The 26,133-nt window shown below is 56.2% G+C and carries 15 protein-coding genes and 2 tRNA genes; 8 read left to right on the top strand and 9 right to left on the bottom strand.

The genetic code is table 11. From position 1 onward, the window contains the following. The first annotated feature begins 72 nt into the window (after positions 1-72). The 3 genes from LAO21_05650 to LAO21_05640 all read left to right on the top strand — a co-directional run bounded on the left by LAO21_05650 (position 73) and on the right by LAO21_05640 (position 6,019). Positions 73-4,050: an FAD-dependent oxidoreductase gene (locus tag LAO21_05650; GenBank protein MBZ5552184.1), complete on the top strand. Its 3,978-nt coding sequence runs from the start codon at positions 73-75 to the stop codon at positions 4,048-4,050. A 105-nt stretch (positions 4,051-4,155) separates the two neighbouring features. Further along, positions 4,156-4,761 carry a peptidyl-prolyl cis-trans isomerase gene (locus LAO21_05645; protein ID MBZ5552183.1) on the top strand — a complete coding sequence of 202 codons (606 nt, stop codon included), beginning with the start codon at positions 4,156-4,158 and terminating at the stop codon, positions 4,759-4,761. A gap of 283 nt (positions 4,762-5,044) precedes the next feature. Further along, positions 5,045-6,019, top strand: a complete 975-nt coding sequence (locus tag LAO21_05640) for a hypothetical protein (GenBank protein MBZ5552182.1) — start codon at positions 5,045-5,047, stop codon at positions 6,017-6,019. A 141-nt stretch (positions 6,020-6,160) separates the two neighbouring features. Here the strand turns inward: LAO21_05640 and LAO21_05635 are convergent, their stop codons facing one another. Together LAO21_05635 and LAO21_05630 are read right to left on the bottom strand one after the other, a co-directional pair. Next, on the bottom strand, positions 6,161-7,546 hold the full coding sequence (locus tag LAO21_05635) for an NCS2 family permease (GenBank protein ID MBZ5552181.1): 1,386 nt from the start codon (positions 7,544-7,546) through the stop codon (positions 6,161-6,163). Between the two features lie 226 nt (positions 7,547-7,772). After that, a complete protein-coding gene (locus LAO21_05630; GenBank protein MBZ5552180.1) occupies positions 7,773-8,354 on the bottom strand; it encodes a sigma-70 family RNA polymerase sigma factor in 582 nt (193 codons plus the stop codon). Between the two features lie 250 nt (positions 8,355-8,604). Here LAO21_05630 and LAO21_05625 point away from each other — a divergent pair, with 250 nt between their 5' ends. After that, complete coding sequence (locus tag LAO21_05625) at positions 8,605-11,850, top strand: hypothetical protein (protein ID MBZ5552179.1); 3,246 nt, start codon at positions 8,605-8,607, stop codon at positions 11,848-11,850. Between the two features lie 28 nt (positions 11,851-11,878). On the opposite strand, the gene LAO21_05620 is transcribed toward LAO21_05625, so the two are convergent. After that, complete coding sequence (locus LAO21_05620) at positions 11,879-14,677, bottom strand: SpoIIE family protein phosphatase (GenBank protein ID MBZ5552178.1); 2,799 nt, start codon at positions 14,675-14,677, stop codon at positions 11,879-11,881. A gap of 725 nt (positions 14,678-15,402) precedes the next feature. Beyond that, a complete protein-coding gene (locus LAO21_05615; protein ID MBZ5552177.1) occupies positions 15,403-15,945 on the bottom strand; it encodes a hypothetical protein in 543 nt (180 codons plus the stop codon). Between the two features lie 283 nt (positions 15,946-16,228). Here LAO21_05615 and LAO21_05610 point away from each other — a divergent pair, with 283 nt between their 5' ends. The 4 genes from LAO21_05610 (at position 16,229) to LAO21_05595 (ending at position 19,616) form a co-directional block, all read left to right on the top strand. Next, positions 16,229-17,686, top strand: coding sequence for a beta-lactamase family protein (locus tag LAO21_05610; protein ID MBZ5552176.1), 1,458 nt, complete (start codon positions 16,229-16,231; stop codon positions 17,684-17,686). Between the two features lie 60 nt (positions 17,687-17,746). Beyond that, positions 17,747-18,040: a DUF493 domain-containing protein gene (locus LAO21_05605; protein ID MBZ5552175.1), complete on the top strand. Its 294-nt coding sequence runs from the start codon at positions 17,747-17,749 to the stop codon at positions 18,038-18,040. A 107-nt stretch (positions 18,041-18,147) separates the two neighbouring features. Then, on the top strand, positions 18,148-18,882 hold the full coding sequence (locus LAO21_05600; GenBank protein MBZ5552174.1) for an SDR family oxidoreductase: 735 nt from the start codon (positions 18,148-18,150) through the stop codon (positions 18,880-18,882). Positions 18,883-19,169: 287 nt separating this feature from the next. Next, positions 19,170-19,616 carry a 6-carboxytetrahydropterin synthase gene (locus LAO21_05595; GenBank protein ID MBZ5552173.1) on the top strand — a complete coding sequence of 149 codons (447 nt, stop codon included), beginning with the start codon at positions 19,170-19,172 and terminating at the stop codon, positions 19,614-19,616. A gap of 117 nt (positions 19,617-19,733) precedes the next feature. Here LAO21_05595 and LAO21_05590 read toward each other — a convergent pair whose 3' ends face one another. The 5 genes from LAO21_05590 to galT form a co-directional block, all read right to left on the bottom strand. Further along, positions 19,734-23,114: a hypothetical protein gene (locus LAO21_05590; GenBank protein MBZ5552172.1), complete on the bottom strand. Its 3,381-nt coding sequence runs from the start codon at positions 23,112-23,114 to the stop codon at positions 19,734-19,736. A 534-nt stretch (positions 23,115-23,648) separates the two neighbouring features. Continuing rightward, entirely contained in the window at positions 23,649-24,440 is a 792-nt protein-coding gene (locus LAO21_05585; GenBank protein MBZ5552171.1) for an SDR family oxidoreductase, read from the bottom strand. Positions 24,441-24,606: 166 nt separating this feature from the next. Further along, positions 24,607-24,681: transfer RNA gene (locus LAO21_05580), tRNA-Cys, on the bottom strand. 146 nt (positions 24,682-24,827) lie between these two features. After that, a tRNA-Gly gene (locus LAO21_05575) sits at positions 24,828-24,903 on the bottom strand. A gap of 216 nt (positions 24,904-25,119) precedes the next feature. After that, positions 25,120-26,121, bottom strand: coding sequence for a galactose-1-phosphate uridylyltransferase (galT, locus tag LAO21_05570; GenBank protein MBZ5552170.1), 1,002 nt, complete (start codon positions 26,119-26,121; stop codon positions 25,120-25,122). Between the last annotated feature and the right edge of the window lie 12 nt (positions 26,122-26,133).

Below are 26,133 nucleotides of genomic sequence, written 5' to 3'. Positions count from 1 at the left end.
GAAGTCCTTTTCTGTCATCAGCATGAGAGCCAATCGGTTCTCTTTGAGATCAAGTTACCCAGCGACGACGTCATGTACTTGCCGGGGACGCGGCTTTCCATCTGCGTGACTGAGGGAAGCAAACCCGTGGAGGGTGTCGTCCGGCGAATCAAACCTCTGGAATGCGTGATCGAAATTGAGGTGGCCCTTCAGGCGCACCAGCCCGCAGCCATCGCCCATTCAAAAGTGGGCGATTTTTTTGTCTCCATCACGCCTTCCGGTCCGCACGATAACGATTTTGAGTTGGGAGTGGAGGGCTTTCGCTATTCCGATCTCTACCAGCCTGACCGGCTGAAGGCTTTGGCCGAAATGTTCTTTGCAGGGGTCGCCGACAAGAATCCGACCCTGGCCAAGGACTTCGCGGCCTATTCTGAATGCCAGGGCCGTGGGATGACTCCCCTCTCGGAATCCAATTTGATTCTCCACATGGCCCCTTATCTCAGTGTCTTTCTGGCGCGCCTGTTCCATGTGGATACCGCGCGGGAACGGATGATCGAGGAGGCACAAGAAGAGCAATCCATTTTTGAGTACAAGTTCTTTGTCCAGAGGCGTGCCGGCAAGAAACATAAAGCGGACCAACTGGCCCAGTTGGATTTTTCAAGGCTAGACCTGCAGGTCGATTTCCTTCGTCAATCGGCCTTTCCTCAGACTTTAAATAAGAAAGATCCTGAACTCGGATTTGCGCTGATGGTGGGCGAGCTTCTAAGATTGGAGAAGCTGGCTTCAGCCGCGCTGTCCACGAAGGAGGATCTGGGACCAGAAGACAGAGCGCGAATTCATGCCCTCCGGCGAGCGCTCCAATCCAATTCCCAGGCAACTGCGTTGTTCTCAGGAATTCCTGGCGTCGAATCGAAGCAGAATTCGATTGAGCAAGACGCTGAGTTTTTACACGGTTTGATTGTATTGACCGAAGACTGGTCTGCCGCCGTGGCACACGATCCCCGCGGAAAAATTAAGACCAGGGACTGGGTGTCTTTCAAGCGTCCTGAAAATCTTGACTACCAACACCTTGTCAGGGTCGCTCAACCCCGGCCCGAGATGGGGGAGCTATTCACAGGCCCGGAGGAGAAGCTGCGGCGACGCGACGGCTTCAAATTGACGGACCCCCGTTATTCTTCGAAGCAGGTTTATTCAGAGGTGGACTATTGCATTTACTGCCACGAACGCGACAAGGACTCGTGTTCAAAAGGATTTGAGGAAAAGACGGGAGGGTATAAGAAGAATCCCCTTGGAATTCCACTGGCCGGCTGCCCGCTCAATGAAAAGATCTCGGAGGCTCACCTGCTGAAGAAGGCCGGCGACTCGCTGGCCGCTCTTGCCGCGGTCGTGATCGACAATCCGATGCTTCCCGGTACGGGACACCGCATTTGCAACGACTGCATGAAGAGCTGCATCTTCCAGAAGCAGGAACCAGTGAATATCCCCCAGGCCGAAACGGGGATCCTCACCGATGTTCTGGGCCTGCCTTACGGATTCGAGATCTACACGCTTCTGACCCGCTGGAACCCCCTCAACGTGAAGCGGCCTTATGCCCTGCCCTACAATGGCAAGAACGTTTTGGTGGTTGGACTGGGCCCTGCGGGCTACACCCTCGCCCACTACCTCTTGAATGAAGGTTTTGGAGTCGTCGGCATTGATGGGTTGAAGATTGAGCCGTTGCCTCGAAGTCTGACCGGAGATGCGGATCATTTGCCCACGCCGATCGCGGACTGGAAGGCGGTCTATCATCAACTGGACCAGCGGATCCTGGAGGGCTTTGGCGGCGTCAGTGAATACGGTATCACGGTGCGGTGGGATAAGAATTTTCTCACCCTGCTGCATTTGGCGCTCTCGCGCCGCCACAAGTTTCGCATCCATGGCGGCATACGCTTTGGCGGGACGCTGACCATCGAAGATGCGTGGGAGTTTGGCTTCCATCACATTGCAATCGCCACGGGGGCAGGCAAGCCCACCCAGGTCGGCATGAAGAACAGCCTCATCCGCGGGGTGCGAATGGCCAGTGATTTTCTCATGGCGCTTCAGTTGACCGGGGCATTTAAGCGGAATGTGTTGGCCAATCTTCAGGTCCAGATGCCCGCCCTCGTCATTGGTGGCGGGTTGACTGCGATCGACACCGCTACGGAGCTGATGGCGTACTATCCGATCCAGGTGGAAAAGTTCCTCGACCATTATGAAACTCTGGTGGCGGAATACGGCGAGGATAGAATCCTCTCAATGTACGATTCGGAAGAACGCGAAATTGCAGGACGGTTCATCGAGCATGGGCGGGCCGTCAGGGCCGAGCGGCGACGGGCACTCGAAGCTCACGAAGAGCCTGACTTTGTTCCCCTGGTGCGGCAGTGGGGAGGCGTTTCGCTCTGTTACCGCAAGTCCATCGTTGACTCTCCCGCCTATCGATTGAACCACGAGGAAATCATCAAGTCTCTTGAAGAAGGCATCTACTTTATCGAACGCGTTTCCCCGGTCGAAGCCCTCACCAATCAACATGGCTCACTCGACGGCGTGGTCTTTGAGCGGCAGACCTTGAATGAGAAGGGGAAATGGACGGGAACTGGAGAAAACGTGAATCTGCCGGCCCGGACCTTGATGGTGGCCGCCGGCACCAACCCCAACATCATCTATGAGAGGGAGCGTCCCGGAACTTTTGAGCTCGATGAACGAAGGGAGTTCTTCAAGGGCTATCACCTCAAGTCCGGGTCCGGCAATGGTGTTGGCCCCTCGAATAGAGAGGAAAAGGAATTCGAGCTGGTCGCAGGAGAAGACGCAGGGGTCCCGGCCTTTTTTACATCCTATTCCAGCGCGGCGCCGGACGGGTCGGGAGAGGGACGTTATATCACCTATTACGGCGACAATCACCCCGTCTTTGAAGGCAACGTCGTCAAGGCGATGGCCTCCGCGAAGCAGGGTTACCCGCATATTGTGAAGGTCTTCGAGAAACATATGAAGACCTTGACCCCCGAAGGGCAGCCCCAACGGGAGCCGGGTTTCAAAAGACTGATCGACCGACTCGATGAGGAGCTGATTCCCCGGGTGGTCAATGTCCACCGGCTGACCCCGACCATCGTTGAAGTGATCGTCCATGCGCCGATGCAGGCCAGGAAATTTCAACCGGGACAGTTTTTCCGGTTACAGAACTATGAAGTGGACAGTCCGAAGATTGACGAGTCCACCCTGATGATGGAAGGACTGGCGCTCACGGGAGCCTGGGTGAACCGCGAGAAGGGTCTGCTCTCCATGATCGTTCTGGAGATGGGAGTCAGCTCCCGCCTCTGCGCCACCCTCAAGCCGGGACAGCAGGTCGTGGTGATGGGACCTACCGGAACCCCGACCGTGATTCCACGAAATGAGACCGTGCTGCTCGCGGGCGGCGGACTGGGGAACGCGGTCCTCTTCTCGATCGCCAAGGCGCTCAAGGAGAATGGATGTCGCGTCATTTATTTCGCCGGGTACAAGAAGAAGGAAGATTTTTACAAACGAGAGGAAATCGAGTCCGCCTGCGACCAGGTGGTCTATAGCGTGGACCAGGGGGAGATGATTGACACGCTCCGGCCCCAGGATCGGAGCTTCCGGGGCAATATCGTTCAGGCCATGAAGCACTATGCCGAGGGGTCGTTGGAGCCCGAGCATGGCACGCCCTTGTTTAATTTCCATGGCATCCAACGCATCATCGCCATCGGCAGTGATCGCATGATGGGGGCTGTCAAAGTCGCCCGGCGAAGCGTGCTGTGCGATTACCTCACCCCGGGCCACACCGCCATCGCTTCCATTAATTCCCCGATGCAGTGCATGATGAAGGAAGTGTGCGCCCAGTGCCTGCAGATGCACGTCGACCCGCAGTCCGGTGAACCGACGGGCCCGGTCTTCTCCTGCTTCAATCAGGACCAGCCCATGGATGAAGTCGATTTCAAGAATCTGAATGACCGGCTTCGCCAGAATACGGTGCAAGAGAAGCTGGGCAATCTGTGGTTTGAACATCTGATCAAGAAGCGACCCGAATTGATTTTGATCTGAAGGATCATTTACCGCGGGGACGCCGAGCTCGCAGATGACTCTGCGGGCCCTGCGTCACTGCAATGAAAAGTTTCTCAATTCGCAGTTCTTTCTCAGGAAACGCTAATGAAAATTCTTCGATTATTGCTGACAGCGCTCTGCCTTGTCACTCTTGGGTCTGTTCTTACCGCAGGAGCCAACGGATCTGCGGAGCCCGCTCCCAAAAACCCGCTGGTTGTCCTGCAGACCTCCATGGGAGACATCAAGATCGAACTCTATCCCGATAGAGCTCCGATTACGGTGAAGAACTTTCTCGAATACGCGAGGATCGGCTTTTACAACGGGACCATTTTTCACCGGGTCATGCGGGGGTTTGTGATCCAGGGTGGAGGGGTGACACCGGATCTCAAGGAAAAGGCGACGCGGGCCCCGATCAAGAACGAAGCCGCCAATGGCCTGCTCAACGACCGTGGAACCCTATCCATGGCCCGTGAAGAAGAGCCCGACACCGCTACGGCGCAGTTTTTCATCAACCTCGTCGACAACAACAGGTTGAACCATCATGGAAGCTCCAATCGGGCGATGGGTTATGCGGTCTTTGGAAAGGTGATGGAAGGAATGGATGTAGTCGATAAGATTGGAACGACTCCGACCAAGGCAGTGAACCCGGAATACGCGAACGTCCCCATGACCCCGATCGTCTTGAAGTCAGTCAAGATTATTTCCGAGTAATTGCAATCGCGGCCGCCCTGGCGTTATAATGGAATGCGGTTGGATCGGCGTCCGTTTCCCCCGGCCAGATAAAATCATCGAACGCGCGATCCCGTTGGATTGTTCCATTGTGGTCATTGGAGCGCTTTAGAAGTACCCCATTTCCAAAAAGCGGATTCTTTCAAGTGTTTTCCAGCGGGCACAGTTTCATCCCGGCCCGGGCCATTCAGCCATCCGTGCCGGGGATGCTGTCGTTTCGTCCGCCATCCCTCACTGAGGTCAATTCAGAGGAGGATACTTAATTATGAAAAGAACAATTCTATTTCTGGCAGCAGTGTTGTTATCGGTCGAATACCTTGCAGCACAGCCCCTCCAGGGCCAAAAGGACATCTTTGTGTTTGGATACCAAGGAAGAACAAAGATAGTGACGCTTCCTTCAGACAGGGCCGGAGACGCTTTTTCGATTCAGGAAGGCGTCGTCCCCGCGAAAAGCGCCGTTTTCCAGGACGAGACCGCCGTTCATCGGTACGCCTCCCAGATTGTGGTCGGCGGAAATTACCGCACCCATATCCTTTTGGGCAATCCTACCAGTGATTCTAAGACCGTCTCGGTGGACTTAAACGAATCTACTCGAGGGGCCATGGCTGTCATCATGGTCATTGATGGTATTCCTAATTTTCCACCCCTTCCCGCCAATTCCATCATGACAACCTTGAAGGCCGGGCAGGCATTCGCCTTGACTTTGACGGCGCTGACCAGTCCCGAGGTGGTCCAGGCCGGCTATGCCGACGTGTCGATGACGCAAACGTGCTCGACTGATTGTGACGACGACACCACTGTTCAGGTCGTGTACGACATAATGGATGGGAACGAGGTGATGGGATTGGTTGGCGTACCGGCCACCGAAACAGGTACAGAGTTTTGGATCAATGCCCAACAAACACCGAAGATCGGAACCGGCATCGCCATGGTCAACCCGGGATCCTCCGACACCACGGTCACGCTGGAAGCATTAGGGCTCGTCAGTGTTCCCGTGAACGGCATTCCCTTTGCCAGCGTTACAGTGACGCTTAAGGCAAATAGCCAAATGTCACGCTTTGCTAATGAGTATATGAGTGCAGATCCTAATTGGACCATCTTTCTCAGTTTGCTGTCAGGGGATTTGTCGATGTTGGGAATTCGAATTACCTCGCCCACGCCGATTGCTGTGACCGCTCTGCGCACGGTTTCAGGGAAGACTTTCGTGATTGGAGGCATTCCGGTCCATAAACGAAAGTAAACAAGAATTTGGAATCAGAAATGGAAGCACTCCGAGCGAAGAAGTGTGATTTCACCTCGCGTAAGACTCGCGGATGTGCCCTCTCCGAGATGGGCGGGTGGCCGGCTCCTGTTCCCCGGAGGGCCTCACCCGCCTCAGCAATCAGTGTGGCATCCCAAACACATAGTAAACGGCACACAGCAGGCCAAGCACCACCGACCCCCAATTCAGTTCCCTGCCCCGGCCCGAGAGAAGCTTGAGTACAGGATATAGGACCAAACCCGCCGTCAGTCCGTTCCCGATGTTATAGGTGAACAGCATCATCACGACCGTCGCAAAAGCCGGCACCCATTCCGTCAAATCTTCAAAATCGATCTTTGTGATGGAGCGGACCATCAGGACTCCAACGGCAATCAGGGCCGGTCCATACGCGTACTTGAGTTGTTGCAAGGGCTCCAGCAAAGGGACAAAAAAGAGTGAAGCTGCAAACAACAAGCCGGTCGTCACCGCAGCCAGGCCGGTGCGAGCGCCCTCGCGGATGCCCGTTGCGGATTCAATATATGCCCCGCTGGTAGTGGTGCCGATCAGGGCGCTGAACATACAGGAGACGGCATCCACCATCATCGGCTGTTCGATCTTAGGGAAATTTCCCTTTTCGTCCACCAGGCCCCCGGCGGCGCCCACCCCCACGAGTGTTCCCAGCGTGTCCAGAAACCCCATCAGGAAAAGGGTCAGCAAGACGGGAAGAAAACTCAGCCGGAGCACTCCCGCAATATCCAGCTTGAAGGCAATCGAACTGAGCGAATACTCACCGGTGAACGGGAGGGTGACCACCGCTTGGGGCGCATGGCCAAGATGCAGGAAATAACCAAGGACCGCTGTCACCCCGATTCCCAGGAGAATCGCTCCGCGCACCTTTCGATACAGCAGGGTCACCGTCAGCAGAAATCCAAAAATCGCTAAGAGCACCAGGGGATCGACGAGATTGCCGATTTTCAATGGAACATCGGGAGCCCGCAGTCCAGTCGCATTCGCCGCGAGCAGGGCCTGCGGAGGCATACCGGCGACCGCGCTGGTCACGATGCCGGTTTCATACATTCCGATGAAGGCGAGGAACAACCCGATTCCCACGGCGAAGCTGTGCTTCATGCTGACCGAGATTGAATTCGCCAGCCAGGAGCGGATTCTTAAGAGCGTGATCAGCGTGAACCCCACGCCGCTCACGAAGACCGCCCCCAGGGACAGCTGCCAGCCGATCCCCATGGCGGTGAGCCCGTAGGCGATGAAGGCGTTCTCGCCCATGTACGGGGCAACGGCGATTGGCCGGTTCGCATAGAGCCCCATGAGCAGACAGCCGAATACAGCGGCCAGGATGGTTGCGACCGTGCTCGGCCCCGCGGGGATTCCGGCGAATTTCAAAATGGCGGGATTGACCACGATGATGTAGGCCATCGTGACGAAGGTGGTGGCTCCGCCGAGCAGTTCCGTGCGAACGGTCGTGCGATTTTCCGTGAGCTTGAAGAAGGTATCCAACATGCGGCCCAGCATAAGGAGGAGGCCGTGGGGAGTCAAATTGAATTTGGGGAGATAAGAAATAAACCGGGGATACACCGCGGAGACGCAGAGATCGCGGCGGAGCGAATGTCAGCGAAATCCGCCTCGTCCGCGTACTGATTCGCGGTTTCGTGGCACAGGATTTGAATTCGTTCCTAAGGCGTGCGGTCCATCGTCTCCTTGAACAGGCAGGACAAAAACGGAGGCCCGCCCCCCACATTTACCGACCCTTGTGAAGTTCATGCGCCAGCCAGGCCCTGGCCACCCGCCAGTCGCGGAGAATTGTGGCTTCGGATACCTCCAGCAATTCCGCAGTCTCGCTGACGTCAAGCCCCGCAAAGAATCGGCTCTCTACCATGACGGCATGGCGGGGGTTGAGACGCGCCAGTTCATCGAGCGCGATGTCGAGCCGCAACATGTCCTCTTCGCAACAGGCCGGCTGGCTGAGTGCCTCGTCAAAGGTGACAACAACGGCCTGGCCTGCTCCGCCCCGCTTGTGTGAACCGCGCCGTCGGGCTGCTTCGACCAGAAGCTGTCGCATGGCCCGCGCGGCGATCCGCTTGAAGTGGAGCCGGGAGGTGACGACAAAGCCGGGGGACTTCGCCAGCTTGAGCCACGCTCCATGCACCAGCGCGGTGGGATTCAAGGTCGCTGCGGGATCGCCACTCCGCACCGAGGCGGCGAGGCGGCGCAACTCCTCATAGGTGGCGCTGAACAGCGAATCCAGCTGTTCGCGATCGAGCCCCGGCGCTATAGCGCCATTCGGTCCGGAAATGACGGTTTTGTCTCCGCGTTTGCGCATTGCGTAGTGAATGCCAATAACTTGAGAATCCAGGCATCGCCGCGGACGCAGGATTACCCGTAGCCGAAACCTCTATTCGGTTTCCCGTCCCCATCGACGAGAGTGTCCGAAAGTGCCTGATCCACAACACACATTCGGACACTCCCTGCATGCGAGGCGGACCGCTAGTGGCCCAGATGCGGGTCGGTCGAAAGTGACTCGATTCGCGACATTCGGCGTTTGCGGCGTATTCAGGAATGGAGAGGGTAGCATGAAAAATTGGGTAGCGCTAAGACATTTGATTGTACTGGCCTGCGCCTTACTCGCGCTGGCCACACACGCCTCCGCTCAGACTTCGATCACCGATGTAGTAAATGCAGCGGGGAGGATTCCCAGCGGTTTTCCCGGATATGGCATCGCCCAGGGCGCACTGTTTGCGGTCACAGGAACGGGTCTCGGTCCCGGCACGTTGCAGCAGGCATCCTTCCCTCTTCCGACCACCGGAGGACTGGGCGGCGTTACCGTGACGGTTCAAATTGGGGGCACGACCGTGAACGCCATCATGGTGTATGTCTCGGCCCACGAAGTGGGGGCGATTCTGCCCTCCAACACTCCGATCGGTACCGGCACGGTGACCGTGAACAACGGCGGAGTCACAGCCGCGGCGCCGATCACCGTGGTCGCGAGCGCCTTCGGAGCTTTCAGTCTGGACTACTTTTCCGGTACACAATCTGCCGCCGCCTTCAACGTGGCCGGGAATGGAACCGCGACGCTCAACCTCCTGAGCCCGCCCGGCTCGCCTGCCCAGTCCGGTCAGACGGTGATGCTCAACGGCACCGGGCTGGGAGCGATTTCGAGCAACGAAACACAGAGCGGCGCGACCGACGTGCCTAACGTCCAGATCAGGGTCTTCGTCGGAACCCAGCCAGCAACCGTGCTATCAGCCGGCCGGGGCGCGTTTCCAGGTTTGCCTGCTGGCTTGCCCAGCTTTCCCGTCCCGCCGGGGATTGCAGCGTGGGATGTCATCCGGTTCATCGTCCCCAATGGAGTGACCGGATGTAAGGTCCCGGTCGCCGTGCAAACCGGGAGCTTCGTCAGCAACTTCGCCTGGATTGCGATTTCATCAGATGGAGGTCCCTGCGTGGACTTGAACACTGCGGACTTCGGCGACACGGTCACGCTTTCCGGGACCGTCAAAACCGCATCCATAAACCTGCTGCGGACCACGGAACGGGACACGTCGGGCGGTTTCACGACGGAAATCGGCACTGAGATCGGGAGTGGCATTTTCATTAAGTTCGACGCGCCTGCTCCCACCACGGTTCGAGTGTCTGATTTCACCTTCGGGGCATTAGCGAACAACCTCGACCCCGGAACCTGCCTGGTCCAGACCTTCCGGACGGTGATTCCAGTAAACCCAATCCCCGCTCCTCCGCCCCCTCCCCCGCCGGCAAATCCCACCGTGTTTCTCGATGCCGGTCCTGCCATCAACCTCAAGAATGCTGGAGGGGCCACCCAGCAGTTGAAGAAAAGTTCGCCGGGGACCTATAGCGGTGGGATCGGCTCCTCGTTTAATATCCCTGGCTTGCCCCCGGATAACAGCAAACTGTTCCTCAATCCCGGGACCATTACAGCGGATAACGGCGGAGGAGGAGCGGATGTGCCTGCGTTCACGGGGAGTGTCACGCTTCCCAGTCCGCCTCTTACCTTCGACAATATCGATGCAATCGGTAACAGCATCGACCGCGGGAGTGGCGTGACCGTCAAGTGGAGCGGCGGCGATCCCAGCTCGTTCGTCAATATCTCCGGAAACTCCATTAATGTGAGTGGTAACGTGACCCTGACTGGAGACTTCACCTGCAGCGAGCGCATCAGTGCGGGACAGTTCACCGTGCCGCCGTTTGTTACACTCGCGCTGCCGCTCACCGCAAGCACGCCTCCACTCCCCCCAATCGGGACGCTGTCCTTGTGGGGGTACGCAGTCAATCGAATCCAGATTCCGGGCATCAATTTGGGATTGCTCTCGGCCGTCTTGGAGACACAAAAGAACGTCACCTTTGTAGGCACGTCGGGTACTTCCACCGGCGGGGGGCAAAGCCAGGTGAATCTCAGCCTCGGCGGCAATGCCGCCAGTTCCACCACGAGCTTAGGGACGAGCAACCCGCTCGCTGTCGGATATGCCACGGTCGAGGTGAACTCGGGTTCGACACCTTATGGCACAGCCGTGTTCAGCTTCACTCAAAACGGGCAGGTCATCTCAGAAGCCGGCGTGCCTGCATCACCCCCCACCACCCACGCCGAGGTGTTCATCGATCTTCGAACCAATGTTCCCGCCAAATCGGGCGAGCGCGACGCCAATGTGATTAATATCAACACCGGAGTTGCGGCGGTCAATCGGGGAAGCGCCCTGGCGCACATTCAAATGATCCTGCGTGATCTGACCGGGACCATTATCCGGCAAGGCGCGACGACCCTGGCGGCCAAAGGCCATTTCGCCAAATTCATCGATCAGTTTGCTCCCGACCTGGTGTTGCCCCCGGACTTTGCCACCGCCACCCGGAACGCCACGTTGGAATTGATCAGCGACCAGCCCCTCTCACTGCTGGCCTTGCGAGTTACAGAGAATCAACGTCAAGAAAGCCTCATTACCACCACGCCGATTGCGGATCTGACCCAGCCCGATCCTCGAGACATGGTCCTGTTCCCACAGATAGTCGATGGGGGCGGCTACCAGACAAGTCTCTTCCTATTGAACACCACCGGAGCCGTGGAAACCGGCACCATCCAAACCTTCGATGACAACGGGGCCGCTCTGCCCACCCTGTTAAATGACGGGGGCCAGGCCGCAGCGTCCATTTCCTACACACTTCCGCCGCGGGGCGCCCGGCTTTTGACGACGGGAGGAAGCCAAAGCGCCATCCGGGCCGGATCGGTCCGAGTGATTCCGGACGCCGGAAATGTAACTCCGATTGGCGCGGGGGTTTTTGGCTTCACGAGCGCGGGTAACTTGATCACCGAATCCGGGATTCCGTCTTCGGCGCTGACCACCCGGGCCCGCATTTACGTGGATAAATCGGGTGGGCACAATACGGGACTGGCTATTGCCGATGCCTCAGGATTGCCTCGAACGGTTCAGGTCAGTGTTACGAACGCGGATGGAACAACGCAAGCCGCCAGTATCTCCTTGCCCGCTAACGGGCACACGGCCCGGTTTGCCGATCAATTGCTGAGTGGTCTGCCGAACGGATTCCAGGGAGTCATGGATATTACCTCGAGCTCTCCCTTTGCCGCCTTGACGTTGCGGTCGCTTAACAACGCCCGGGGAGACGGCTTGCTGACGACGTTCCCGACTGCCGATCTGACGCGTCCGGCCCCGAGCCCGGTCGTTTTTCCACAGATTGCGGACGGGGGGGGCTACAGCACGCAGATCATTTTGATCAATTCCGGCAGCTCTTCATCGAGTGCGTCGGTGAGCTTCTTTGGCGAGAGCGGATCGCCGTTGCCTGTCGGAAAATGATGTTGGGGGTATTCCAACGGCTTTGAGGTCAGTCGCGGACGGCCAGGACCAGCAAGGTGGCGTCGTCCTGGAATTCTCCAAGGCAGAACTGCGTCACCGTGTGCATCAATTTCTGTTGCAGGGCGGAGGCGCTCATGTGGATATTGGGCCGGACCGCATCCACCAATCCTGATTCACCGAATTCCTGTTCTCCATCATTGGTAGCTTCCGTGATGCCATCGGTGAACAAGACCAGGCGATCTCCCGGGAGGAGCGTGAGCGCCCCCTGTTCGTAACTCCAATCCTTGAATACTCCCAGAACGGCGCCACCCTTTTCCATCCGTTCGACCGATCCATCGCCCCGGAACAGGAGAGGGGCACTGTGGCCCGCATTCACATAAATGAGGGTCTTCTTTTCCGAATCGACGCACACGTAGAAGAAGGTGATGAACTTTCCCTGCGCGATATGACTGCAGATCATGCGATTGACTCGGCCACACAGTTCCTTTGGCTCGACCGATTCACCTGAAAACGCCTTGACGGCGGCCTGTAGATTCGACATCAACAACGCGGCCGGCATCCCTTTGCCGGAAACATCCGCGATGCAGAGAGCTGCCCGGGTATCGCTGAACTTCAAGACATCGAAATAATCGCCGCCCACCATGCGCGAGGGTTGCCAGGCGCTGGAGATTTCACACCCCCACAGTTGTGGGGTCTCCTTGGGCAGCAGCGCCTGCTGGATTTCCCGCGCCTCGGCGAATTCCTGGGTCTGCTTTCGCAGGTGCAGGTTGTACACCCCTACTGCCATTTGCTCCGCCACTGCGGTTAGAAACTCCCGATCCTCGCGGTCGTAGGCGGCGTCCGACAGCTTGCCCGCAAGGCTGAGGAAAGCGAGCAGTTCCCCCTTCAAGCGTACCGGAACAATGTACTCGCTCTTCACCTCGCGCAGCCGGTGCAGCTCCTCCAAAGGGAGTTCTTTATCCTTGACGAGGAAGGGTTCCTCCAAGAGCGACAAGACACGGCTCTGTGCCTCAAATCTCAATCGTCCCAGGACATCGTCGGGGACTCCGATCTTTGCTGTCGCCCAAAAAATATGCTCGCCCGAGGCCCGCGAGAATATGACCACCGCCCGGTTCTGCAGCGCTTGCTGAAGATGTTCCGCCAGGGAACGCAGCAGGGGAGCCAACTCGGTACTCTCCGACGTTTCGCGGCTGACGTTCCTCAAGGCTTGGGAGTAATCATATCGGGTGCGGAAAAAGCGCCGGTCCACAAAATGTTGCAGGCGGCTGCGCGCCGGCACAAAAACCGCCGCGACGATCAGCGTGGAGGCCACCGTCATCCACTTGCCCCGGATGGGCGCAAACTTCAGCAGCAACAATCCCACTCCGCCTGTCAAGGAAAAATAGAGCACCAGAACGAATCCTGTGAGCAGGGAGTAACTCACGGTCCGCTTAATGAGGAGATCGATCTCCATTAGCCGATGCTTGAGAATCGCAAACGCGAAAGAGATGGGAATCAACAAGTAGAGCAACTTCTGAATGATCCCCACAGAGGCGTTGACCGTATAGCTGGTGACCCGGCCCGAGGGCAAAAGCACCACCAGCGTGAAAATGACCACCGCGAGCGAAATAACCAGATGGCCCGCGACGGCCGTGAGGGTCCCCCACAGGGGCCATTTCACCTGTCTCTTCTCTTCCGGCCCGCTCTCACGATAGCTTCGCACCAGAACGACACAGGTGGCGACAGGCAGGAACACGATATAATAAATCGCAAGGAGTATCCCGGAGAGCACAGGCACGAAGAGGCCCAGCGAGGTCTTAAGCCACAAGGTATGAGAAACCCGCAGGCCCAGTCCGATTGCCCCCACCAGCAGAACCTCCACACTAATCCACAAAAGCAATCCGGCGACCGGCTCCGAAAAAAAGAGTTGCCTCCATGGCTCGACCCGCCAGCGGCGCAGGCCACTGAACCGGATGAGGGCACCCATTCCAAGCAGTGGCAACACTATCGTGGCTGCGATGGCAGCCCGGTTGGTCGGGAGCAGTGCCACTGCCATCGTTCCCAGGATGACTCCGGTGACCGCGGCAACCGGGATCCCATACACCCACCTGAGGATCTTCGGGTAGGCATGAAGAATGGGCCGGCGGCGGGGAAAAATCAAGGTGAGATGGAACAGCAGGGGCACGACAACCAATGCGAAGAAAGCAAAGAACAACGTCACCATCAATTCCGCTTTGCTCAGCGCACCGGAGGGCATCAATCCGCGCGTCGAACTCGCGTCCAGTTGTGCCAGCGGCTGCATCAGAAAATAAGCGGCCGTGACCGCGGACATGAGGTAAAACACGAACGCTCGCCGGTCGTCAAACTTCTTCCAATAGACCAGCAATCCAATCCCAAAAAACGTTATCCCGACTACCAGGCTGCTGCTCAACGCAAGCCACACTTCCCGGGATTGAAGAGGACTGCGAATGGAGAGGAGCAACTCACGCTGCTCGCTGCCCCGCTGAATGGTAAAGCGAACCACATCTCCCGTTTTCAGCAGGCTCATATGCTGGTGCAGTTGTTGAATATCATGGGTGGGAATTCCATCGATCTTTACCACCTGATCACCCCGCTGAATCCCGGCCATCTCGGCGGGGCTTCCCGGATGAATGGCCATCACGGAACCTTGCTTGAATCCCCAAAACGACATCCGGGAACTGGACTGTTGGGCGTCAAACATGTAAATCATCCCTGTCCAGCCTGTCCGATTCCAGATCGACATGCGCCACCCGATCAACGCCAGAGTGGACGCCATCACCAGGCCTCCGATGCTTACCCATAGCAATCGCTTGGACTTGAAATCCATGCTCTCCTCTGTAGTCGGAACCGTTTCGACCCCGATTGTACTTCCCCAGCCTCATCTTCGCAATCCTGGAAGGGCCAGTCAGTTCATTTTCGTCCGGAGGAAGGGTTCTAAAGCGGAGTAGGGTCGTTGGTGGTGCCCATAGCCAAATGAAAATTGAAAAGATTAGACGCCCATTTGTTCGCCTGAGGTCAATCTAACCCCAAAGGACGCCGTGAAAGGCGCAAAGGCCGCAAGGGACTATAAACAGTGAATGGACGGCGAGGGGAATGCCGAATGCAGCGCAAAACAATAGATACCGGGGCTCTCGCAAATTTCACTGTCCCCGAAGGGGATATCTCCAATAGCCCAGGGTTGCGCTTTCGGCCACCCTGGATGAAAATCCATTTTGTCGCCGCTTGCAGAACTCCGAAGGAGTTCCGGAATCCAGCGATCTTCTGCGACCCCTTCAGGGTCGGATGTCAATCGAAGCGTACTCTCCCCCAGGGTAGCCGAGAGCGCAACCCTGGGCTGCAGAACGTAACCGCTGCGGGGTAGAGCGGAATTGGTGAAGCTCGCAGGGCTTTTGCTAGGTCCAAGCAAGCGCAGAGTCAGATTATTTCAATTTTCATTCTGCTGTGGAAGAGGTCGCTCGGCCGATCAAGATTCAACATCTCATCGAAATTGACAATTATGAAAATCTGAAGCCCGATCATTGTTGATTCGCCATCTCGTCGTTTGCTAGTGAACTACTTGGGCTCATTAAGGCCAAGAGAAGTAAAATGCTGCCCGAAGACGGACTTCTTTGCCCACTCTCTTTTGAACTCCGGAAATCTGTCATTAATGCGTTGAAGAATTAAGGCAGTCTGCTGTTTGTCTACATCAGGGAGAAGGCAGATACTGCGACGTGCGAGCACGGCATATATTCCCCCCGGATGATGAGAAGTTGCAGGACCGCTGGTGTCGTCCTGGTACTCAAGCCATTGGATATCAGCAGTGGGTACCCTCCGATTCGAGCCAAAGTTGTCCCCAACTCGTCCCTGCGACGCGAATTCGAGCCGAGTTATTCGCAGTTCGACATTCCTTTTTCGTCTTGCAAACAAGAAAGCAAGGATTGCAGCCAAGAGCGTTAGGCCGGATAGTTCCAGCTTATTCACAAAATGGAAGGCAACGATCAGCACAAAGCCTCCAGTGCCTGCAACAGACAGCATGACGCCAATGAGCGACGGCTTTCGCGCTGTTCGGATTATGAGTGCATCTTCGAGGTTAACAAAACTAAGTTCCGTTGGCATTGCACACCCCCCCAAGCACATTTAATAATGAAGGGGTAAAATCTTCACATTTCTTAACTGTAGGTACGTAGTACGGAGGATCATAGCTGAGCTAGTACTATATCTCGAGTGAAAGGACTGGACAACTGATAGCGAGAGCGACTGCCGGAAAATGCAAAAAGAAAAGATGTGCCGACCGGGGTTCGTTTGGTGGCAGTCGCAGAATCGTGCGGCCTGGGTTGACTCTCCTCCGAGGCGATGATAGTTTTACGGAGCATTTCAACTCAAGAGGATTCACATCCCCATGTCATTATCATATCAAAGTAACCCCTGGTTAAGGATTCGGCGTCTTGCCGCCTCCGTTATCCTTGGCCTTTGTCTCGTGCCGCTCTTGGCTCAGGCTCAATCTCCCGGACCCACTAGCAGCTCAAAGAAGACCTCAGCGAAGAAACCAGCTTCAGTCTCCACTTCGCCGGCAACGACGAGCGCGCCCAGACTGTCCGTGATCAAGCCCGAGACCGTAGGAATGTCGAGTGAGCGGCTGGCGAAAATCGATGCGGTCGTCAAAGAAGCCATCGAGCATCACAACGCACCGGGGGCCGTCGTTCTCATCGGGCATAAGGGAAAGATCGTTTTTCGGAAGGCCTATGGGAATCGCTCCGTTGAACCCGAAATCAGGCCCATGGAGTTGTCGACGGTCTTCGACATGGCCTCAATCACTAAGGTGGTGGCCACGGCGACTTCCCTCATGATTCTGTTGGAACAGGGGGCTTACCGGCTGGATGATCCGGTATCAAAATACCTGCCGGAATTTGCAGCCCCGGCAAAAGAGATGGAACCGAAGGCTCCCTCTCCTCAATCCGCGACGGCATCTCAGGCTCCAGCGGTCCCTTCAACCACGCCCACCTGGGACGCCGCCGACAAGAGCAAGATTACGATTCGCCAGCTCTTTACACACTTCTCGGGACTTAAGCCCGATTTCAACCTCTCCGAGAAGTGGTCGGGTTACGAGGAGGCCCTCCGGCGGCTTAAAACCGAAACACTTCAGTCTCCGCCGGGAACAAAATTCGTCTACAGCGACCTCAATTACATCGCCCTGGGAGAACTGGTGCATAAGCTGTCAGGATCGTCGCTCGACATGTTCGCCCTCCAGCATATTTTTGTACCGCTTGGAATGCGCGACACCGGTTTCAAGCCTGATGCTTCACACCGCCTCCGGGCGGCGCCTACCGAGAAACGCGCCGCTACAGAAGCCTACCTGGGTGGCAAGGATGCGAGTGACCCCGGCGATCAGATCATCCAGGGTGAGGTCCATGATCCCACGGCCTGGAGAATGGGCGGCGTGGCAGGCCACGCCGGGCTGTTTTCGACGGCCGACGACCTCTCGATCTATTGCCAGATGATCCTGAACCTCGGTCAATTTGGAGGGAGACACATCTTGAGCCCGCTCGGGGTGAAAACCATGACGTCCAACCAGGTCCCTGCAGCACTTGCACGGAATGTACCCTTGGAGCCACGCATTGCTCGGGGAGTGGGCTGGGACATTGCCTCCTCTTATTCCAGCAACCGCGGGGATATGTTCCCTGCGAATTCATTCGGGCACACCGGGTTCACCGGCACGGATCTCTGGATCGACCCATCCACCAACACGTTTCTCATTCTTTTGACCAATCGCGTTCATCCCAACGGGAAAGGTAATGTCACGGAATTGCGGGCCAAAGTGGCAAATATCCTTTCCGCGTCGATCCTCGAATCAAAATGATGTGCGGCACTTCAAGAGGATTTGCCAACTCCCGGAAAATATCTTATAAATATAAAGGTCATGAGCGAGCCGTCGGTATTCAAGAATCCGGAGGTGGTGGAGCGATGCCTCGAACTGCCGAATCTCATCTCGTTTCGCTTTGTCGGCAGTTCCGGCCACCGCTATTACTCCCAGCTGCTGGGGGCGATTGAAGGGGTCGTTCAAACAGCCCAGATCAAGCGGCAGTTCCAAAGGAGTTCCAGCGGCGGGCGGTACGTTTCGTATCGCTTCGACATTTTTTGCACAGAGATGAACGAAGTCGAAGGCATCTACCGCGCCGTCGGCAAACTTCCGGATACGAAATTTGTGCTGTGAGTTCTGGCTACATCCCCCTCCTCGAATTCATACTTGCGCGCCTCCGGCCTTTCGTCTACCATCGAAAGTTCCGCTAGATTAACGCCACACCTTCGGGGATGAAGAGAATGGAACTTCGTGGCAAGACAGCCCTGGTCACCGGGGGCGCGCTTCGAGTCGGCCGTGTCATCGCCCTGGCGCTCGCAGAACGCGGCGCACACGTGGTGGTCAATTACAACCGCTCCGCTGAAGCCGCCACCCAGACGGTCAAAGAGATCGAAGCTCACGGTGTCCGGGGTCTGGCCATCCAGTGCGACATATCTCACGTGGCCCAAATCGAGGGCATGATGCAGTCGATTGTGAGTCACTTTGGGGCGATTGACGTTCTAGTCAACAGTGCAGCGATCTATGAGAAGACTCCCCTTGAAAAAGTTACTGAACGTGATTGGGACAGTCACCTGGATATCAATCTGAAAGGCTCGTTTTTTTGCGCCAAGTTTGCAGGACAACAGATGCTGAAGCAAGGCCGCGGCAAAATCATTAATTTTGCGGATTGGGCCGGGGTGCGCCCATATGCGGATTATCTCCCCTACTGCATTTCCAAGGGAGGGGTGATCTCTATGACCCGGGGTCTGGCGAAATCCCTCGCGCCCAATGTCCAGGTGAACTGCATCGCGCCGGGCCCGATTCTGCTTCCCCCCGATTTTACGGAAGAAGAGACGCAAAAGGTGATCAAGGCCACGCCGCTCAAACGGATAGGGTCGCCGAAGGACATTGCTTCGACGGTTATGTTTCTGGTGGAGGGCTCCGATTTCATTACCGGCGCAATGATCAGTGTGGACGGGGGCCGGCTGATAGCGTGAGGGAGGTTCCAGGTGCCAGGAAAACAGAGGTCAGACGGCAGAAGTCAGAGGTCGGAAGAAGCCAGAGGCCAGAAGCCGGAGATGCGACGTCAGATGACCAACAGAGAATGGAATAGACAGTTTTGCTTTTCTCAAGACTTCCGACGAAATTGAAATACGTCCTATGTCTGGTTTCCGGCTTCTGGCCTCTGGCTTCTGGCCTCTGGTCTCCGGCTTCCGACTTCTGACCTCCGACTTCTAATCTCAGGCTTCGTTCTCAAAGAGCAACCACTTGGAGGGTTGGATCCATGTACAAGGTCACGAAAGAGCTTCGCTTCTGTTACGGTCATCGGCTTTTGAACTATCAGGGCATCTGTATGCATCCGCATGGACACAACTCCAAGGTGGAAGTGGAGTTGACGCTTCCCAGTCTGGACGAACGGCACATGGTGGTTGACTTTGGAGAGATCAAGCGGATCGTTCAAGGCTGGATCGACGAGAACATCGATCACAAGATGGTGCTGCACAAGGACGACCCGCTGGTGAAGGTTCTGGGCGAATTACAGGAGCCCATGTTTCTCCTCAACACGAACCCGACCGCCGAAAGTCTGGCGCGACTGATCTATGAATTCGCCGCCTCCAAGGGGTTTCCGGTAAGTGAAGTACGCCTCTGGGAAGGGTTTACTTCCTACGCCTCATACAGCCAGTCAAAGCAAGAGGTGGCGGAAGAGGTCGTCGCCTATTCAAAGGCGTAAGTTGTACTCCCACAAGACGTGACTCTACATCCTCCCTCCCGCCCTGAGCGTGGCATGCCCTAAGGCGCCCTTGTTGCGGTAAAGCGTCACTGAACCCTATCGTGTCCTTGAGTCGTCCTACCTTCCCACGGGAAGCGGTGTCCCGTTATCCCCGTAGAAGTTGAGTGTGGTACTTGAACCGGCCCCGCTGGAATTCAAGAGTATAAACTGCGTCTGATATCCCCCTCCATCGACAATCTGAGGAAAGATGAGCGGTGCGGGCGCCGGCTTGGTCATATCTGCAATGGGAAAGGTCGTTAACAGGAAATCACTCCGGGAGTTAGTGAATGACCTTAGAGTCAACGCGACGAATGGTGAAGGTGCCGAAATATCCAGGACCCCCGTGAACCCATCCGGCAATCCTGCGATCAATTGTCCAACGAACTGGGCCGCGTGCCCTAAACTGACCAGGAGCAGATCTGCGGGGCCGGTACCGGCCCCATTGACTCCATCCAGTTGATATGCTCTTAGCGTGACATGGAACCCTGTGGTGTCAGGAGCCGCGATTGCAAATCCGGTATTGTGACTTGTGGATGTGTCGACGTAAACGCGCGCATGGGTTGTCGGTGCCGCCGAAGGAACGCCGGATTCCGTGACCAGATTCCCGTTTTGAGTGAGACTGAAGAGTCCTGACCCAATGGGCGTGGAGCTTCCTGCGTCTGGAATGACCTGCACTGACCCCGCCCCGACAACCGGGTTGGACCCATCCGTCACCCCCACATAAACTCCTCCCGGAGGTATCGTATAGGGGATCCTGGAACCGGAAGGGCCGGTCGTGAGGTGAACCTCCCTCGGTAGTCCGCCGTCATCATAGAAATTGATCTTGCCACTCACCGTGTTGCCTGAGGTGTTTAACAGCATGATCGTCGTACGGTACCCGCCTCCATCGGCCATTTGTGGGAAGAAAAGCGATCCGACAGGCGCGGGCTGTGTCAAATCAGCGATGGGTGTTGTTGTCAGCAAAGTTTCACCCCGCTGGTTAGTGGTTAACCGAAGGGCCAGAATTGAGACCGGGAGATTGCTGGCCACCTCCAACGAACCGGACGTAAAGCCGGAAGGCAGATTCAGTCCCAGCTGATCGATGAATTTAGCGACATGTGAATGAGGTTCCACGGTCAGGCTGCCCGCCGTCAAAGTTTGCCCGTTGGGATCCCGGAGAGTAAGAGTCAGGCTGGCCGTTGCCGCCCCCTGGTTCACGGCGGCGAATCCAGTATTGATGTTGAGAACCCCGGCGTTCTCGACGTCGGATTTGCCTGGGACATTTGTCCGATAATCGATGAAGAAGCGTGCATTTCTCGTTGGCGGCGATGCCGGGACACCGACTTCACTGACCACGGTCCCATTCTGTACAAAACTGAAGACAGCCGTCCCGTAGGGATCTGTCCCACTGTTGACGGTCAGGGCGGCATATCCGGCATGCTGCAGGGCGCCATTGCCCCCTGTAATCGACGAAACAGCACCGCCGCCGGGAAGCGATAAAGCGACTTGGGCATGAGGTCCCGTGGTGGAAGAGAACTTGAAAACACCGGACTGAGTCGCGGCATAAACTGTCCCCGGGTTCATGGGATCGAGGGCCAGTCCATTGACTTGCAGGTTGGCGAGTCCCGCACTCATCGCTGTCCATGAGGTCCCGCCATTGGTGCTTTTGAACACGCCTCCGTATGTCCCGACATAGAGCGTGGAGGGGACCATCGGGTCAATCACCAAGGACGCCATATAATCGTCGGTCAAGCCTGTTGTGATTTTGCTCCAGCTGACACCGCTGTCGATCGATTTCTCCAATCCGCCATGCCCCCCGATATAGAGGGTACTGGATGAGGTCGGGTCGATGACGATCGTAATCACCACATAAAGCTTACTATAGGTCATCGCATTCCAGGTTGCTCCGCCGTCGCTGCTCTTGTAAAGGGCAAAGGCGTTCGTACTGAGATAAGCAATGTTATGGTTGGTTGGATCCACAGCCACACTTCTGATGTAGCTATTGTTCGGCAGGCCCGTATTCGCAGGGCTCCAGGTGGATCCGTCATTTACACTCTTGAATGCTCCCGCCGAGGTCGTTCCGGCAAAAAGCACGCTGGGATTTGCGTGGTCTATCGCCAGGCAGGAAATGTTGGTGGACGGTAGGCCGCTACTTGAAGAATTCCAGGTCAATCCCGCATCTGTACTTTTATAAATGCGGTCACCGCCGACATACACGACGGCGGGAAGAACCGGATGAACCGAGACCAAGGCGCCATTGAATGGGGGGGAGTTACTCAGATGGGACCAGCTGCCATCGTCCGATCCTTTGAATGTGCCGTTGGTACGGGTAACTGCATAAGGTTTTCCAAGATTGTCGGTTGCGATGCCGGTGATGCTGTGACCGTACAGATTGGAATTCATGTAGTTCCAGTTCTTCCCATGATTGGTGCTCTTCATAACTCCCAGGCTCTGTGTTGCAGCATAGATGGATCCTGCGGAGTCCACAGCCAAAGTGTTAACGAAGTCGGTGCTGACATGGTCCCAGTCTGAACCTCCCGTCGAGTGCTTGTAGACGCCAGAGCCGGTCGCTACATACACTTCGTCCGAGGAAATTGTTATGGAGTAGATAGGACCAGAGGATGACAAGCCCGCGGGAACCCAGTTGGCTCCCCCATCGATGCTCTTGAAAAGAGTCCCAATACTGCCATCGATGACATAAGTCGCAGCATAAAGAGTTCCGGTGGCATTGGGATCCACTGCCACTGCAAATATATTGAGACTGTTCAACCCCTGGTTCGCCGCAGTCCAGGTTTCCCCGGCATCAGTGCTCTTGTAAACTCCCTGATTTGTCCCGACGTAAAGGTTACTTGGGCTGTGGGGGTCGAGGGCAAGATCGCTGGGCCAAGGATTGGAAGGGAGGCCGCTCGTTTTGGCGCTCCACGTCAAACCTCCATCGGTACTCTTCAGGACGGAGAATTTGTTGACTGCAAAAATCTTGTTCGGCGAGGACGGATCGAGAACCAACCCCGTGATAAATGTGTCGAGGCTGGGAGGGGTTGTCGCCACCCAGCTCAAACCCCCGTCCGTGCTCTTAAATACTCCTCCACCGTACGAACCTAAATATAAAGTCGTGGGGGTGGTCGGATCGACCAGGAGCTCGTGAACGGGACAGGATATTCCTGAATATGACAGTCCTGAGTTCACGGTGGTCCATGTGGCGCCCCCATTGGTGCTCTTGAAGACACTTCCACCGTACGACCCGGCGTAAACCGTATTCGGGTTGGTTGGATCAGTCGCTAAGGCATAAATCCATCCGCCTTCGGGGCCGTTGCTCGTCCAAACATCAGTTCCCGCAATGAGGAATGCCTGGGGGCTCCCCCAAAGGAGAACGAGCAGTGCCACGACCGTGATGAGCATCAGGGGTAACCTCGTCCCGGATCTTCTCTCTTTTCCGGATCGTTCGGCCCTTTTTGTTGAAACCTGGATCGGATTAAACATAATTGCCTCCTTATTCCGCAAAAAAAAACCGAATTGCCAGGATGACTCTCTCCTCGGCAACTCGGCCGACCACAATGATGGATAGTATGACTTAAAGAACTTGCTTTCCTTACAACGGAACTTTACGGGAACCGCCCCTCGTTAGATGGGGCTAAAGGTGACTCTCTCCCCCGCTCCAACTGCCGCCAACGGAGGACTTGAGCGTCTCGAAAGCGGAATTTTAAACCCCGGGTGCCGCCTTCGACAGATCTTGAGGAAGTTGCCTTTCTTGGACGGGGGATTCGACAATGTGTTGACAACCATCGGGGAAAGCGAGAATTGGATCACCGGAAGCTGGGAACCCCGCAGAGCCTGAAATCCATCGGCGAAAGGTCCTTCCCTGTGACTCGTCTCATTTGACTCCCTTTGGCCATCCAAGTCAAGGGCTTTAACCGCTTATTCGGCAGGAGTATCTATAGAGAGGCCGAGGAATGGGCCTGAAAACGGAAGCTATTCAAACCTGCGGGAATGCAGGGAGAGGTGTGGAAGACCGGTTCAGTAGATCCCCTTTATGAATCCGCCATCGACCTGGATTGCCGCGCCGGTAATGTAACTCGCGCGCTCGGAGGCCAGAAACGCAATCAAAGCTGCTAATTCTTCGGGCTTTCCCAGGCGACGCATGGGAATCTGTTGGACCCACTCGGCGATGACTTGGTCCGTGGAAACCCCTCGCGTCTTGGCTTGTGCTTCGGAGAGTTCGGCCATCCGCTCCGTGAGCGTGTACCCGGGGAGAACCGAATTGACCAGGACGTTGTCAGCGGCATACTCATTCGAGAGGCTCTTCGACAGGCCTGAAATTGCCGTGCGAATTACGTTCGACAATAACAAGTTTCCGGCTGGCTGTTTCACGGTGATCGAGCTGATGAAGATGATTCTTCCCCATTGTCGTTGTCGCATCTGAGGGACGAGGGCTCGACACAAATTGATGGCGCTCATCAGGGTCAGGTCAAATGCCTTTTGCCAGGCATCCGGGGGCGTCGTGGAAAAAGTCGTGGCCGGAGGGCCTCCCGCGTTAGTCACCAGGATATCCACCCCGCCGAAGCGGGCCATGGCATGATCGGCCAGTCTTTCAATATCAGGAATCTGTGTGACGTCGGCAACCACCGGCAGAACTTCCATGCTGGTTGCGGCACGAATCTCTTCCGCCGCGCTTTCGATGGCCGATTGATCGCGCGAACAGATGACCAGACGCGCCCCCTCTTTGGCCAACTCCATGGCTGCGGCCTTGCCTAACCCATGACTTGCGGCGGCGACCAATGCCCGCTTGCCTGAGATTCCGAGGTCCATAATTGTCCTTTCCACCCTGCAACTTGCGTTCGTTTCACACCCATGCGCCATGCGGCAATACCGGGTTCAGTTGAGAACCTGTGACCATGCCCGGGAGCAAAAGGCAGAGCTGCCCGCGCAGGTTAGAATCCCGGCAAGGGACATGGAGATGGAAGAATGTCATGAATGGAGGCGGCGACCCGAATCGAACGGGTGAATAGAAGTTTTGCAGACTTCTGCCTTACCACTTGGCTACGCCGCCGGTTACCGAAGGGCGCCTGACAAAAAAATGGATTCTTTCGAATCCATTTTCTGATTAGGCAGGCGCAAGAGTTCTCTTTGGAGTTGATGTCAGGCTGAGAAGTCCGACGGTTCCCTTGTCGCCTGCCTAAACTCAATACGGCAATCTGGAGCGGGAAACGGGATTCGAACCCGCGACATCAACCTTGGCAAGGTTGCGCTCTACCAACTGAGCTATTCCCGCCCAACACACCTCAAAGAACCATGAATCAGTCAATTATCCTGGGTTTTCTGATCCGCTTCCATTCTAGTGAGCACCCTCAAAATTGTCAAGATACGTGATGCTTCCAAAGGAGTTTTCAGCGGCCAAGTTGCTGATTTCGAGTTTCGGGATTTCTCCGGAGAGCATATTGAGTTCCGTCAACCGCCCCTCCGAACTCCGGAGCCGCGTAAAATTCGATTACACCATCGCTTCCCGAAGAAACTTGGCGGCCTCTTCGGGCGGTGTGGGATTGATGTAGAAACCGGTCCCCCACTCAAAGCCCGCCACCTTGGTGAGTTTCGGCATGACCTCAATGTGCCAGTGATAAAAATCATTCCGTTCTTCCCCAAAAGGCGACGTGTGGATCATGAGGTTGTAGGCGGGTCGCTCCAGGACCTTTTCCATTCGCGCGATCATGTTCTTGGTAATCTTCGCGAGGCTTTCGTATTCATAGCTTTGCGCTTCCTCGAAGCAGGAATCGTGGACCTTGGGAAGGATATGTGCCTCGAACGGGAAGCGCGGGGCGTAAGGAGAGGTAATCACGAAATCCTTATTCTCCAGGATGATTCGCACCCCATGCTCGCGCTCCTGGCGGATAATGTCGCAATAGACACATCGTTCTTTGAGCTCAAAATAATTCTTCGCGCCGTTGACTTCCTCGCGCACACGTTTGGGGACAATCGGCAAGGCAATCAGTTGGGAGTGAGTATGTTCGAGCGAGGCGCCGGCCGCCGCCCCATGGTTCTTGAAGATCAGGATATAGCGAAATCGGCGGTCTTTTTTCAGGTCCAGCATTCGATCGCGAAAAGACCAGAAGACATCCTCAATTTCCTTTTCCGTCATGGTCGCGAGGGTTTTATCGTGGGTCGGGGTCTCGATGATGACCTCGTGTGCTCCGATGCCGTTCATCTTGTCGAACAGTCCTTCGCCCTGCTTGTTGAGTTCTCCCTCGATGCCAAGGACCGGGAATTTGTTGGGCACGACCCGGAGTCTCCATCCGGGGGAGTTGGGTGCAGTTCCATTCGCACGGTAAGCCAGGACTTCCGGCGGGGTTTTGGTTTCGTTCCCGGGGCAGAACGGGCAGTTGTCTCCACCCTTCATCTCCACGGCTTCACGGACAAAGTCGGTGGGGCGCTTCGCGCGCTCGGTGGCGATAATGACCCATCGCCCTGTTACGGGATCCTTTCTAAATTCCGGCATTTCTTTCTAGCG

The organism is Terriglobia bacterium (assembly GCA_020073085.1).
GTDB lineage: Bacteria > Acidobacteriota > Terriglobia > JAIQFV01 > JAIQFV01 > JAIQFV01.
Note: the sequence above shows the minus strand (reverse complement) of the source record. Positions and strands in the feature narration are given on the sequence as shown.

Excerpts from the sequence above, each read along its gene's own strand:
- LAO21_05585 (MBZ5552171.1), bottom strand. The coding sequence starts at position 24,440 with ATGGACCTCGGAATCTCAGGCAAGCGGGCATTGGTCGCCGCCGCAAGT.
- LAO21_05595 (MBZ5552173.1), top strand. The coding sequence starts at position 19,170 with ATGTACAAGGTCACGAAAGAGCTTCGCTTCTGTTACGGTCATCGGCTT.
- LAO21_05605 (MBZ5552175.1), top strand. The coding sequence starts at position 17,747 with ATGAGCGAGCCGTCGGTATTCAAGAATCCGGAGGTGGTGGAGCGATGC.
- LAO21_05600 (MBZ5552174.1), top strand. The coding sequence starts at position 18,148 with ATGGAACTTCGTGGCAAGACAGCCCTGGTCACCGGGGGCGCGCTTCGA.
- galT (MBZ5552170.1), bottom strand. The coding sequence starts at position 26,121 with ATGCCGGAATTTAGAAAGGATCCCGTAACAGGGCGATGGGTCATTATC.
- LAO21_05630 (MBZ5552180.1), bottom strand. The coding sequence starts at position 8,354 with ATGCGCAAACGCGGAGACAAAACCGTCATTTCCGGACCGAATGGCGCT.
- LAO21_05625 (MBZ5552179.1), top strand. The coding sequence starts at position 8,605 with ATGAAAAATTGGGTAGCGCTAAGACATTTGATTGTACTGGCCTGCGCC.
- LAO21_05610 (MBZ5552176.1), top strand. The coding sequence starts at position 16,229 with ATGTCATTATCATATCAAAGTAACCCCTGGTTAAGGATTCGGCGTCTT.
- LAO21_05620 (MBZ5552178.1), bottom strand. The coding sequence starts at position 14,677 with ATGGATTTCAAGTCCAAGCGATTGCTATGGGTAAGCATCGGAGGCCTG.
- LAO21_05615 (MBZ5552177.1), bottom strand. The coding sequence starts at position 15,945 with ATGCCAACGGAACTTAGTTTTGTTAACCTCGAAGATGCACTCATAATC.
- LAO21_05645 (MBZ5552183.1), top strand. The coding sequence starts at position 4,156 with ATGAAAATTCTTCGATTATTGCTGACAGCGCTCTGCCTTGTCACTCTT.
- LAO21_05650 (MBZ5552184.1), top strand. The coding sequence starts at position 73 with ATGTACTTGCCGGGGACGCGGCTTTCCATCTGCGTGACTGAGGGAAGC.
- LAO21_05635 (MBZ5552181.1), bottom strand. The coding sequence starts at position 7,546 with ATGCTGGGCCGCATGTTGGATACCTTCTTCAAGCTCACGGAAAATCGC.
- LAO21_05640 (MBZ5552182.1), top strand. The coding sequence starts at position 5,045 with ATGAAAAGAACAATTCTATTTCTGGCAGCAGTGTTGTTATCGGTCGAA.
- LAO21_05590 (MBZ5552172.1), bottom strand. The coding sequence starts at position 23,114 with ATGTTTAATCCGATCCAGGTTTCAACAAAAAGGGCCGAACGATCCGGA.